This is a genomic window from Ralstonia sp. SET104 (assembly GCF_003851545.1).
GTDB lineage: Bacteria > Pseudomonadota > Gammaproteobacteria > Burkholderiales > Burkholderiaceae > Ralstonia.
In genome coordinates this window covers 1-12212 of sequence record NZ_BHVX01000017.1, presented here as the reverse complement: position 1 = coordinate 12212, position 12212 = coordinate 1, and the positions used below count along the sequence as shown (strand labels likewise).

Annotated in this window: 15 protein-coding genes; 12 read left to right on the top strand and 3 right to left on the bottom strand. The window is 63.4% G+C overall.

Annotated elements, in window-relative coordinates; translation table 11 throughout:
- Window positions 1-128: 128 nt before the first annotated feature.
- From PSUB009319_RS18920 to PSUB009319_RS18905, 4 genes are all read left to right on the top strand, one after another.
- On the top strand, window positions 129-560 hold the full coding sequence (locus tag PSUB009319_RS18920; RefSeq protein ID WP_124383743.1) for a hypothetical protein: 432 nt from the start codon (window positions 129-131) through the stop codon (window positions 558-560).
- A 301-nt stretch (window positions 561-861) separates the two neighbouring features.
- The gene (locus PSUB009319_RS18915; protein WP_009277190.1) at window positions 862-1494 is read left to right on the top strand and encodes a response regulator transcription factor; all 633 of its coding nucleotides are present in this window, start codon (window positions 862-864) and stop codon (window positions 1492-1494) included.
- Between the two features lie 103 nt (window positions 1495-1597).
- Complete coding sequence (locus tag PSUB009319_RS18910) at window positions 1598-2038, top strand: response regulator (protein ID WP_124383742.1); 441 nt, start codon at window positions 1598-1600, stop codon at window positions 2036-2038.
- Between the two features lie 73 nt (window positions 2039-2111).
- Entirely contained in the window at window positions 2112-2252 is a 141-nt protein-coding gene (locus tag PSUB009319_RS18905; protein WP_024976825.1) for an entericidin A/B family lipoprotein, read from the top strand.
- A gap of 83 nt (window positions 2253-2335) precedes the next feature.
- On the opposite strand, the gene PSUB009319_RS18900 is transcribed toward PSUB009319_RS18905, so the two are convergent.
- Entirely contained in the window at window positions 2336-3778 is a 1443-nt protein-coding gene (locus tag PSUB009319_RS18900) for a CHASE3 domain-containing protein (protein ID WP_124383741.1), read from the bottom strand.
- Window positions 3779-4006: 228 nt separating this feature from the next.
- On the opposite strand from PSUB009319_RS18900, the gene PSUB009319_RS18895 reads away from it, so the two are divergent.
- The 3 genes from PSUB009319_RS18895 to PSUB009319_RS18885 all read left to right on the top strand — a co-directional run bounded on the left by PSUB009319_RS18895 (window position 4007) and on the right by PSUB009319_RS18885 (window position 5366).
- Window positions 4007-4180 carry a DUF1328 family protein gene (locus PSUB009319_RS18895; protein ID WP_124383740.1) on the top strand — a complete coding sequence of 58 codons (174 nt, stop codon included), beginning with the start codon at window positions 4007-4009 and terminating at the stop codon, window positions 4178-4180.
- A gap of 224 nt (window positions 4181-4404) precedes the next feature.
- On the top strand, window positions 4405-4764 hold the full coding sequence (locus PSUB009319_RS18890; RefSeq protein WP_260393044.1) for a hypothetical protein: 360 nt from the start codon (window positions 4405-4407) through the stop codon (window positions 4762-4764).
- 38 nt (window positions 4765-4802) lie between these two features.
- Complete coding sequence (locus PSUB009319_RS18885; RefSeq protein ID WP_124383738.1) at window positions 4803-5366, top strand: bacterioferritin; 564 nt, start codon at window positions 4803-4805, stop codon at window positions 5364-5366.
- A 183-nt stretch (window positions 5367-5549) separates the two neighbouring features.
- Here the strand turns inward: PSUB009319_RS18885 and PSUB009319_RS18880 are convergent, their stop codons facing one another.
- Window positions 5550-5870, bottom strand: coding sequence for a DUF1840 domain-containing protein (locus tag PSUB009319_RS18880; protein WP_124383737.1), 321 nt, complete (start codon window positions 5868-5870; stop codon window positions 5550-5552).
- A gap of 175 nt (window positions 5871-6045) precedes the next feature.
- Between PSUB009319_RS18880 and argS the strand changes: the two genes are divergently transcribed.
- The 5 genes from argS (at window position 6046) to PSUB009319_RS18855 (ending at window position 11349) form a co-directional block, all read left to right on the top strand.
- Window positions 6046-7836, top strand: a complete 1791-nt coding sequence (gene argS, locus PSUB009319_RS18875; RefSeq protein WP_124383736.1) for an arginine--tRNA ligase — start codon at window positions 6046-6048, stop codon at window positions 7834-7836.
- 221 nt (window positions 7837-8057) lie between these two features.
- Entirely contained in the window at window positions 8058-8768 is a 711-nt protein-coding gene (locus tag PSUB009319_RS18870; RefSeq protein WP_124383735.1) for an SPOR domain-containing protein, read from the top strand.
- Window positions 8769-8929: 161 nt separating this feature from the next.
- On the top strand, window positions 8930-9586 hold the full coding sequence (locus PSUB009319_RS18865; protein WP_124383734.1) for a thiol:disulfide interchange protein DsbA/DsbL: 657 nt from the start codon (window positions 8930-8932) through the stop codon (window positions 9584-9586).
- Between the two features lie 111 nt (window positions 9587-9697).
- Window positions 9698-10495, top strand: coding sequence for an SDR family oxidoreductase (locus PSUB009319_RS18860; RefSeq protein WP_124383733.1), 798 nt, complete (start codon window positions 9698-9700; stop codon window positions 10493-10495).
- Window positions 10495-11349: a helical backbone metal receptor gene (locus tag PSUB009319_RS18855; protein ID WP_124383732.1), complete on the top strand. Its 855-nt coding sequence runs from the start codon at window positions 10495-10497 to the stop codon at window positions 11347-11349. Before PSUB009319_RS18860 ends, PSUB009319_RS18855 begins: the two co-directional genes overlap by 1 nt.
- Window positions 11350-11409: 60 nt before the next feature.
- Here PSUB009319_RS18855 and PSUB009319_RS18850 read toward each other — a convergent pair whose 3' ends face one another.
- Entirely contained in the window at window positions 11410-11661 is a 252-nt protein-coding gene (locus tag PSUB009319_RS18850) for a hypothetical protein (RefSeq protein ID WP_124383731.1), read from the bottom strand.
- Window positions 11662-12212 lie beyond the last annotated feature (551 nt).

The following is a 12212-nucleotide window of genomic DNA, read 5'->3' as shown; positions in this document are numbered from 1 at the left end:
ACAAAGGCTTACACCCCCTAACAGTCGTAACCGGAAGGGCTCCCTAGACTGAAGCCTCACTCACCACACATCGAGTGATGCCGCGACGAATTCCTCGCGTGGCCGTTCAGAACGAAAGGAGTCTCTCCATGAACAAGCTGCTGATCTCCCTGTCCGCCATCGCCATCGCTGCTGCTTCGGCCTACGCCAATGCACAAACCCCGTCGGTCGGCGCATCGCTGCAAACCAACGGCACGGCTGCCGTCGCACCGGCGCAGGGCAACGCAGGCGCTGGTGTAGGCCTGAAGGCCGATACTGGCGCAATTACGGGCGCCAAACTGGACACCGAGTCCGCCAAGAGCCAACTGAACAGCAAGGCCGAGCACGGCACCAAGGCCGCCCACGAACACAAGGCCAAGGCCGAAGCCGGCATCGACAAGACCGCCGACAAAGTCGGCAAGTCGGTGGGCAAGACGGAAAAGTCGGCAGAGAAGTCGGGCAAGGCTGCCAAGGCTGACACCGCCGCTGGCCTCAGCGCCGACGCCAGCATGAACGGCACGGCCACCACGCAAAGCAAGTAACACCTCACGCCTGAGCGCCGGGTCTCGCCCGGTGCACTCTGGCCATCACGGGGCGGACATCTTCCGCCCCGTTTTCTTTTGTCCTGCGCACTCAGGCACGCCATTTGCGCTCTGTTGGCACTCACCAACATGTTGATAAAAGCGCACATCTGCGAGGCTTCCCATGGAAACCCACCCAACAACGCCTGACACCAGCACGAGAGGTGCCGGTTTCGCACCACAGTCCGATACAATCGCTGTCGTACCGAACCAACAAGCGCAGCGCGCGGACAGCCCGCTCAGCGCGCCCATAAGGAGCAGCATGATTCGCGTCCTGATTGCGGATGATCACGAGATCGTCCGCGCCGGTCTTCGGCAGTTCCTGTCCGAAGAGCGGGACATCGAAGTCGCGGGGGAAGCGGCCAGCGGGGAAGAGGTGATGGAGCAACTTCGCACCGGCGCCTTTGACGTGGTGGTGCTGGACATCTCCATGCCCGATCGCAACGGCATCGACACCCTCAAGCTGGCGCGCCAGCGCCATCCGGATCTGCCGGTGCTGATCCTGTCCACCTTTCCCGAGGATCAGTACGCCATCAACCTGATCCGCGCGGGCGCATCGGGCTATCTGACCAAGGAAAGTGCGCCGGATGAACTGGTGAAAGCCATTCGTACGGTGTCGCAAGGCCGTCGCTATGTCAGCCCGACCGTGGCAGAACTGCTGATTGGCGGCCTGGAAAAGCCGACCGACCAGCCGCTGCACCAAACGCTGTCCAAACGGGAGTTTCAAATCTTCTGCAAGCTCGCACGCGGACAATCGGTGTCGATCATCGCTGAAGAGCTGTTCCTGAGCGTCAAAACGGTCAGCACGTATCGCACGCGGATTCTGGAAAAAATGGGCATGAAATCCAATGCCGATCTCACGTATTACGCCATCAAAAACGGCTTGGTTGAGTAACACCCGGTGGGGCGCCAAAACCCCTCCGGCGCGCCGCAAACCCAGCTGCCATGTAGGACAACGCCCGATACCACCCCGGCAACCCGCTGGCTAACATCAACCCATGCTGGATCAAGCCGTCACCCTCTCCACCCGAGGCCTGCGCGTCCTCCTGATTGAGGATTCCCCCGTGCTTCGCGGCATGGTGCTGGAATACCTCAAGGCCTCCGCCTTCGTGGCGACGGTCGAATGGGCGGACACTGAAGATTTGGCGCTGAGCCTACTCGAACAGGGCCTCTATGACGTCGTGATCGTTGACCTGCAATTGCGGCAGGGCAATGGCTTCAAGGTCCTTCAAACGTTGCGTGATCAAGCGTCGCCCAGCGTGCGCATCGTCTACACCAACCACGCGCAGGTGCCGACTTATCGGCAGCGCTGCTTTGAAGCCGGCGCCAACTATTTCTTCGACAAGTCGCTCGAACTCGACAAGGTGTTCGAAGTGATCGAAGAGCGCGCCGGCGTGGGCCGCCCCCGCCAGCAAGCCGCGCGGCATTTCCACCCCTGAGATTTTTCGCGCCTGCCGCGCCCTCTGTCGTGCTGCGGGCCCAACGTCATTTCTCACCCCCAAGGAGCGTTTGATGAAGACCTTGTGTGCCGCACTTGCACTGACGTGCGTTTTCCTGGCTGGCTGCAACACCATGGCCGGTGCCGGCAAGGACCTCCAGACTGGGGGGCAGAAGCTGGAGAACTCGGCCGACAACGCCAAGCAGAAGATGTAACGCCAGCGTCAGCTACACCGGCATCAAAAACAAAAGCCCCGCGATGGGGCTTTTTGTTTGGGCGGTGACATCGCAATGGCGGCTTACACCGCCGCGCCACCGTGGCCCGGCGCGGGCGTGATACCGCCGGTCAGCGCCCGCATGCCCGACGGTTCGTCTGCGCCAGCATGGTCGAACACGGCATCGTTCGGGGGCAGCTCGACGATGATCGTCACGCCGCCGCCAGGCACGGAATCGATGACGAGCGTGCCGCCCAGCGCAATAGCGCGCTGCTCCATGCCCAGCAGGCCGTGATGACCCACCATGCGGCGCCGCTCAATGTCGGCAGGGAAACCGCGGCCGTTGTCACGCACACGCAGGCGCACGCCCTCTTCACTCACATCGAGCGCCACCGACACCGTGGTCGCATGCGCGTACTTTGAAGCGTTGGTGAGCGATTCCTGCACGATGCGATACAGCGCGATGGCCGCATCATCGGTCAGCTTGGGCATGTCATCGGGCAGGCTCACCTCGGTATGCCAGCCGTTGCGCGTGCCGACGTCGTCTGTCAATTGCGAGAGCGCCTCCACCAGGCCAAGGTTGAGCAGGATCGTGGGGCGCAGGTCTTCGATCAGGCGGCGCTTGATCTGGATACCCTGATCGACGTGGGCCATTACGCGCGTGATCTTCTCGCTGACGGCCGGCTCGCTGGCGTGGATGCGTGAGCGCAGCCAGTGCAGATCCATCTTGGTGGCCGTGAGGATGGCGCCCAGCTCGTCGTGCAGCTCGCGCGCGAGGCGCGTCTTTTCGTCTTCGGTCACGCGCTGCAAGTGGGCGGCCAAGTCGGACAACTGCCGCGTGCGCTCACGCACCATGCGATCGAGCTTCTGGCTTTCTTCTTCCGCCATGTCGCGCTCACGCTCCGTCACGGCGAGGCGCTTGGCATGCTGCATGCCAAGCACCACCAGCAAAATGATGTTGACCGCCGTGATGAGCGCAATGCCGTAGCGCGACAGTGCCAGATCGCGCTCGGCGTGCTCAAGGCTGCGGGCCACGGTGGCAATCTCGCGCTGGCGCAGGCGGTCCAAACCTTGCCGCACGGCTTCCATGGAAGCCTTGCCGAAATCGGTACGCACCAAATCGAGCGCCACTTCAAGATCACGCTTGCCGTAGATCAGCGTGAGTTCCATCTCAGTGAGCTTGCGACTGACCTGCAGCGCCGTTTCCGAGAACAGCTTGAGCGCGTCCGGATCGTTGGCGTAGTGGTCGCGGATCTCCGCCATCAGCGCGTGGATATGCGGGATGGCCTTGTTGTACGGATCAAGGTATTCGTCTTTGCCCGTGAGCAGGAAACCGCGCTGCCCTGCCTCGGCGTTGACCAGCTCGGCGAGCAGTTCATTGATGGCGGTTTCAGCCTGCTGCGACTGGATCACCTGCCGGTAGCCCTGGCTCAGGCGGATGTTGCCCGTCTCCGAGGCAATCAGCACCCCGAGCGTCAGCAGAATGCCGCCTGCGAGCAGCAGAGTGGAGCGCAAGGATGACCGCATGGCATGCAGACCCATAGGAAACGCGTCAGCCCGCTCGACGCGGCGCGCGTTGCGATTGTGTTTTTTTGGCACTTGGCATGATACCCCGTGGGCGCCCCTGGCGACACTTGGGACACACCCCCGCTTCAGGCACGTTGTGTGCGTCGGTGTACGCCAGCAGGGCACTTGCACGGGCGCAAGGCCGCGCGAGCGTCCTGTCTCCCAACCATCCGACTTGGAGACGACAACATGCTGAAATGGGCATTGATCTTCGCCATCATTTCTTTGGTGGCCGGCGTGCTGGGCTTTACCGGCATTGCCGCAGGAGCGGCGGGCATCGCCAAGGTCCTGTTCTTCATCTTTGTGGTGCTGTTCGTACTGTTCCTCGTGCTGGGCGTCACGGTCTTTAAGGCCGTCGATTAGCACAGGCAGTTTCGGCGGGAGCGCGGCCCGTGTCTTGCTACGTGACTTGGCAGACGGTGCGCTTTCGCACGAGCCGAAATGGCATCCAAACCACCCGCGCCGCCGGTGTGTGCTTCCCGCGGCGCCACCGCGTCACAACGATAGGGAACTTCACCATGTCACTCTTTGCCAGCCAACGCGTCCGCAGCCGAATTGATGATGTTAATGACCGCGCGCACCGCGCCATGGACAGCGCCAGCGACGCTGTGGACCACGCCCGCCACGCTGCGCGCCCCGCCGTGGAAGACGTGCAGAGCCTGCTGCGCTCGCTCGAAAACGCCATTCATACCCTGACCGACGAGGGCAGCGCAGAAGCCAACCGCGCCAGCCGTACGTTGCATGCGCGCGCAGACCAACTGCGCCGCGCCACCGAAGACCGCGCCCATCAGGCCCGCGAACGCATGGACTGGGCGCTTGATCGCACCGAAGAAACCATTACGGGGGCGCCGTTCAAATCGGTGGGCGTGGCCGTGGTGATTGGCGCGGCGATCGGGCTGGTCGTGGCGCTGGCCGGCGGCGGCAGCCGGCGCGACGCCAGCGAATGAACCCACCCCACGCCAATCCACCCCGCAGGAGCCTTCATATGAGCCGGACCAACGTCGCCGCCGCCCCGCCCGCGGAAAGCGGCTTCCTCACCGACATCAAAACTTTGCGCGAACGTGCCCGCAAGCACATCGAGGCAGGCGCGGTGACCGAAGACTACAAAGCTGATCGAGAAACCGTGCTGCGGCTGCTGAACGAGGCGCTGGCCACGGAACTGATCTGCGTGCTGCGCTACCGGCGCCACCACTTCATGGCCAAGGGCATCAATGCCGAACCCATCGCCGCAGAATTTCTGGTGCACGCCAATGAAGAGCAGCAGCATGCCGACAGCATCGCCACGCGCATCGTGCAACTGGGCGGCGAGCCCAACTTCAACCCCGAAGGGCTATCCACGCGCAGCCATTCGGAATACGTGGAAGCCAACGGCCTGGTCGACATGATCAAAGAGAACCTGGTGGCCGAGCGCATCGCCATCGACAGCTACCTGGAGATGGTCCGCTACATCGGGGACCGAGACCCCACCACGCGGCGCGTGCTGGAAGAGATTCTGGCCGTGGAGGAAGAACACGCGGACGAGCTGTCTGACATGCTGCACGACCAATAACGCAATTGCAAAGACAGGCCACCGGCACGACATACCAGCACCCGCGCCAGCCCCCCTCCCCGCTCCCGGCCCTTGTGGCCGGATGCCCGGACCACCCTTGAGGTGCCCGGGCATTTTTTTTATTGGAGCACGCTGACTGAGCGGGGCGTGAACAGGTTCTCGTGCGGTCAGACGGTCAGACGGTCAGACGCCCCAGAGTACGCTGGATTTTTCGACCAGCGATTCTTCCAGCATGTGCAGCAACGGGTACGCTCGCTGACCGAGATGCGGCGGTTCTTCCTCGCTGTCGTCATCTTCCTTGAGGGTCAGCTCGGCCACCTTGATGTGTGCCTGGTGCGTGTCGTCCTTGATGGCGCGCTTGAGCCGGTCGATAGCGTGGGGCATTTCTTCGGGCGTGATGACACCGCGCTCGCCCAGCGTCTTGCCAATCACGCCCAACAGCACCATGGCGAGATCCTTCTGCATCGAGAACTTTTGCGAAGCGTGCGAAGTAAAGGTGATCATGATTTCCTGGTTTCCCTTGGTTGGGTGGGGGCCGCAGATTGCCATGACTGGGGGCGGATACCTCTGAGACCGCGGCTCACCTGATAAAATTTCGTACTTTTCCCCGAACAACGCAACTGGCCGCGCCAGAACTGGATTTCAATCCATTTCAGCACTGCCGGCGTCATGGTTTCTTATGCTGCCCTCCCACAAACAGACGATCGCCCAATTGTTGTCCGACGCCGTCGGCACCCTGCTACCCCAGGGCCACGCTCGACCGGAGATCGTCCTGGAGCGCCCCAAGCAGGCCGCGCACGGCGACATCGCCTGCAACGTCGCGCTGCAGCTCGCCAAGCCCCTGGGCACCAACCCGCGCGAGCTGGCCGGCAAGATCGCCGATGCCATCCGCGCCGATGCTCGCGGCCAGCGCCTGGTTTCCGCCGTGGAAATCGCCGGCCCTGGCTTCATCAACCTGCGCCTGTCGGCCGCCGCGCGGGCCGACGTGATTGCCGCCGTGTTTGCCGAGGGCGATCGCTATGGCGCCGCCAACGCCCATGACGGCGCCCCGGTGCTGGTGGAATTCGTCTCCGCCAACCCGACCGGGCCGCTGCACGTGGGCCACGGCCGCCAAGCGGCGCTGGGCGATGCGTTGGCCAGCCTGCTGGACTGGCAAGGCCACAAGGTGCACCGCGAGTTCTACTACAACGACGCCGGCGTGCAGATCCACAACCTCGCGGTCTCCGTGCAGGCCCGCGCGCGCGGCTTCAAACCCGGTGACGCCAACTGGCCCGAAGCCGCCTACAACGGCGACTACATCGCCGACATCGCCGCCGATTACCTGGCCGGCAAGACCGTGCGCGCTTCCGACGGCGAACCCGTGACGGGCGCCGGCGACGTGGAAAATATCGAAGCCATCCGCCGCTTTGCCGTCACGTACCTGCGCAACGAGCAGGACATCGACCTGCAGGCGTTCGGCGTGAAATTCGATCGCTATTACCTGGAATCATCCCTCTACACCGAGGGCAAGGTGCAGCACACGGTAGACGCGCTCGTTGCCGCAGGCAAGACCTATGAACAGGAAGGCGCGCTGTGGCTGCGCACGACCGATGACGGCGACGACAAGGACCGCGTCATGCGCAAGTCCGACGGCGCCTACACCTACTTCGTGCCCGACGTGGCGTACCACACCACCAAATGGGGGCGCGGCTTCACGCAGGTCATCAACGTGCAGGGCAGCGACCACCACGGCACCATCGCCCGCGTGCGCGCCGGTCTGCAAGGTTTGAACATCGGCATTCCCAAGGGCTATCCCGACTACGTTCTGCACAAGATGGTCACGGTGATGAAGGACGGCGCCGAGGTGAAGATCTCCAAGCGCGCGGGCTCCTACGTGACCGTGCGCGACCTGATCGAATGGTCCAACGGCGACGCTGAGAGCGAATCCGGCGTCGACACCATCCGCGCCTGCGTGGAAGCCGGTGAACCGAACTGGCCGTCGCATTTCACGCGCGGGCGCGATGCGGTGCGCTTCTTCCTGTTGTCGCGCAAGGCCGATACCGAGTTCGTTTTTGACGTGGATCTGGCGCTGAAGCAAAACGACGAGAACCCGGTGTACTACGTGCAGTACGCCCACGCGCGCATCTGCTCGGTGTTCGAGCGCGCAGGCGTTGATGCTGCCTCGCTGGCGGATGCCGATCTGGCTGCGGTCACCGGCGCGGACGTCAGCCCGCAGGCAACGGCCCTGGTGCAGCGTCTGGCGGCCTTCCCCGACATGCTGGCCGACGCCGCGCGCGAACTGGCCCCGCACGCCGTGGCCTTCTACCTGCGCGATCTGGCGGGCGATTTCCACGCGTTCTACAACGCCGATCGCGTGCTTGTTGACGACGAGGCCGTCAAGCGTGCCCGCCTGGCGCTGCTGGCCGCCACACGTCAGGTGCTGCGCAACGGGTTGGCGGTGATCGGCGTATCAGCGCCACAGAAGATGTAAGAGCGTACGACTTGGCATCGCACGGCGCTCTTATAATCGGGCGCTGACAGTGTCTTATTCCGCAAATGCCTTTGCTATGAAATCACCCAGTTGCCCGCCATGCGTCGTTGTTCGCCGTTGCCATAGCCCCAGCTATGGCGCCTCCTCTCGCCTAGCCTGACAGTCAACTGGGCAATTTCATGACGCAAAACATGCACGGAACAGGACACAGAAGGATCGACATGGCACGCAATACGCAATCTTCCCGTGTCCGCTCGCAAAGGGGCGGCACGTTTCTGGGTCTGGTGCTTGGCCTGATCGTCGGTTTGGCGATCGCCGTGGTGGTGGCGGTGTACATCACCAAGGCGCCGGTGCCGTTCGTCTCGCGCAACGGCGCCCAGCCCAAGCCGACCGAAGCAGGCAACGTGGTCAACACGCTGCCGACGCCGGCGCAACCCGCACCGCAAGCCAGCGCCCCGCAGGCCGCTGACCCGAACGCACCGCTGTGGAGCCGCTCGCCAGCCAAGCCCGTCGACCAGGCTGCCGAGCAGAACAACCCGCCGCCGGGCATTACCATCCATCCGGCCCAACCGGGTTCGAACCCGCAAGCAGCGAGCACCCCGGCGGCCAAGCCGCCCAAGCCGCCGGTCACCGCCAACAACGAGAAGCCGGTCGCAGACCCGATCGCCGAAATCGCCCGCCAGGATGCCGCCAAGACGGGCTATTTCCTGCAAGTTGGTGCTTACAAATCGGCCGAAGATGCCGATCGCCAGAAGGGCAATCTGGCCATGCAGGGCTTCGAGGCCAAGGTGACGCAGCGTGAAGTGAACGGCGCCACCATGTATCGGGTGCGCCTGGGGCCGTTCAACTCGCTGGACGATATGACCGCCGTGCGCACCCGCCTGCAGGCCAGCGGGGTGGAATCGTCGGTCATCCGCTTTGCCCGCCAGTAATGTGAAGTCATGCAGCCCGCTTGAACCCGGCGGGCTGTGATCGGTCAGAAACCTGAGATTCAGTTACGCTGACACCCGCCCCGGATTGCTCAGACCTCAATTTCACTGGTTTTCCAGCCAGGTTTGCCCAACTCGTCGTCTAATTCGTCGTCCATCCACCCATGAAAAAACTCGCTGCCTTCCTGATTGCACTGGCCACCGGCGCCGGCCTCTTGATGACTGCGCCGGCCAACGCTGCGCCCACCGCCGGCAAGGAATACAAAGTGCTGCAAACGCCGCAGCCGGTGCCTGCGGGCAAGATCGAAGTGACGGAGTTCTTCTGGTACGGCTGCCCGCACTGCTACGACTTTGAAAACACCTGGACGGGCTGGGTGGCCAAGCAAGGCAAGGATGTGGTGATCAAGCGCGTGCCGGTGGCCTTCAATGCCAAGCTGGAGCCGCATACCCGCATCTACTACACGCTGGAAGCGCTGGGCAAGCTCGACGCCAAGGACGCCAGCGGCAAGACGCTGCATGACCGCGTGTTTGATCAACTGCACAAGAACTACCGCTCGATGTCGGAACTGGACGACATTGCCAAGTTCATGGCAGCCAACGGCGTGGACGAAAAGCAGTTCCGCGACACCTACAACTCGTTCAGCGTGAACGCCAATACCAAACGCGCCGCGCAACTGGCTGATCAGTACAAGATCGAAGGTGTGCCGACCGTGGTGGTGCAGGGCAAGTACACCACCTCGCCGGCGGACGCAGGCAGCAATGCGGGCGCAGCCCAGACGCTGGACTACCTCGTCGACCAGGTGCGCAACCGCAAGATGTGACGGATTGCCGCGTTGCCGGGCACGCGCCCGGACGTGACACCGCCATCGACGCCCGCCCCTGTGCGGGCGTTTTTTGTGCGTCGGCTTTCTTCACACCCACAGGACATCGACATGAGCCAGACCGTCTTCATTACCGGCGCCTCCAGCGGGATCGGCCAAGCGCTGGCACGTCAGTACGCAGCCCAGGGCGCCACGCTCGGGCTGGTGGCGCGGCGTGTCGACGTGCTCCATGCATTTGTGCAGACGCTGCCGGCCGGCATCCAAGCGCACTGCCATTGCTACGCCGCCGATGTGCGCAGCGCTGAATCCGTGCGCGAGGCAGCCAATGCCTTCATCGCCGCGGCCGGCCTGCCCGACGTGGTGATCGCCAACGCCGGCATTTCAGTCGGCACCGATCTGCGCGAACCCGGGGATCTGAAAGCCTTTGCCGCTGTGATGGACACCAATTGGATGCGCGTGCTCCACACGTTCCAGCCGTTCGTCGTGCCGATGCTGGCTCGCGCCAAGCCGGGGCAGCCGGGCGGCACGCTGGTCGGTATTGCCAGCGTGGCGGGCGTGCGCGGGCTGCCCGGTGCAGCGGCATACAGCGCCTCCAAATCGGCAGTGATCAAGCTGATGGAAAGCCTGCGCGTGGAGTTTGGCCAGCTTGGCCTGCGCGTGGTGACGATCGCCCCCGGCTACATTCGCACGCCGATGACTGAACACAATCCATATCCGATGCCCTTCCTGATGCCGGTGGACCGCTTCGCGCAGAAGGCCGTGAATGCCATCGACCGCGGCGCGCGCTTCACCGTACTGCCGTGGCAGATGGGCATCGTCGCCAAGCTGCTGCATGTGCTGCCGCGCGGGCTCTATGACATGGCGTTTGCGCGCGCCCGACGCAAACCCCGCAACCCCGAGATTTCGTAATGACGTACACCGATGCGCTAGGTCTTGCGCACGCCCCTGTCGACACCACGCCGCGCATCGCCAGCCTGGTGCCATCGATTACTGACCTGCTGTTCTCGCTCGACCTGGGCGACCAGCTTGTTGCCCGCACCGGCTTCTGCATCCACCCGCGCGAGGCAGTGCGCAACGTGCCCAAGGTGGGCGGCACCAAGACCGTCAAGCTGGACAAACTGCGCGAGCTGGCGCCCACGCACGTCATCGTCAACATTGACGAAAACACGCGCCCGACCGTCGACAAGCTGCGCGAGTTCATCCCCAACATCATCGTCACGCACCCGTGCGCACCGGAAGACAACCTGGCGCTGTACCAGTTGCTGGGCGGCATCTTCCGCCGCGAGGCGCAGGCGCAGAAGCTGTCCGATGCGCTCAAGCAGGAGCTTGAGGCATTGCGCGGCCGCCACTTCCTGCCGCATCGCGTGCTGTACGCCATCTGGCAAGACCCGTGGATGACGGTATCGCGCGACACATACATCTCGCGCATGCTCAAGCTCGTCAATTGCCACACGTGGCCGGAAGGCCCGGCGCCCGTGCAATGCGGCACCGAGAAGAGCGGTGCGAGTGGTGACTGTGCCCGCCCTAACCGGCCTGACACGCGCTACCCAACATTTCGCTGGAGCGGCGAGGTGGTCCGCAGCATCGACTGCGTGTTGCTTTCCACCGAGCCCTACAGCTTTGCCGAAGAGCACGTGGACGCGTTGGAAAAGCAGATCGGCAAGCCGGTCTATCTGGTGAATGGCGAGATGGTGTCGTGGTACGGCAGCCGCGCGATCGAGGGCGTGCGGTATCTGGGGCAGTTTGCGAAGACGCTGCGCTAAACGCCAATCGCGCCATGGCGGGCATCCCCGGCCCGTCTCCGAGGACGCGTCTTGCTGTGGTTACTGGCGTTCGCCAGCCCGCTCTACGGCGGTGAGCACGGTGAGCACGTCCCACGTTTCTGGGTTGATCTGACAGCCCTCCAGCACCATCGACACAAACGCGCCGATGCCATCCAGAAAGCCCCGCCGATATTCCGGTGGATGGATGTTGGTGTAGGCCAGCTCCCAACGCAGTGCATCTGCCCGGAAGCAACGAGGCATGCGCAAGGCCAGTGCGCCCGTCAGGTAAATGCGGTGTTTGGCTGCGGTCATTGATCGCCTCCTGATCGGCTGAAACGGGGGCGATGCGTGGGCGGGGACGGATAAGACGTGATTCTCCGCGCCATCTGCTTGGTAGACAAAGACCTCTCGGAGATAGATGAAAGGCCCGTCTTTCGTCGCTAAACGAGGGAGGCGGGCCCGACGATGGGGTTAGCGATCCGGCTCTCCGAGAAAACCGGTAGACCCGAAGGTCTCCCCACCCGGCCCGCCATAGAAAGCGCGCGAGTGTGCCAAGGCCTGCCGCTTATACGGCGACCTCATCGGAGAGTTACGGATCGCTAAACCCGTGCTGCCGTTGTTGCGGCAGCGGGTGAATGATAACGACGAGGATGCGCGTCGGATTCCGATTCTCAGGAGCCGCCCTCCGGCACCGTTGGTAATCACACAGTGCCAAGCCGCATCACTCAAGCGCCGTAGACGAAAAAAAAGCCGCCTCTTGTGAAGGCGGCCTTTTCATTGGTGCAGGCCGCAGGTGGCCGACCGGGGTTAGTGGTACGACACCGTAAAGGTGGCCGAACCATCCAGCGGCACGCTGTTGATCA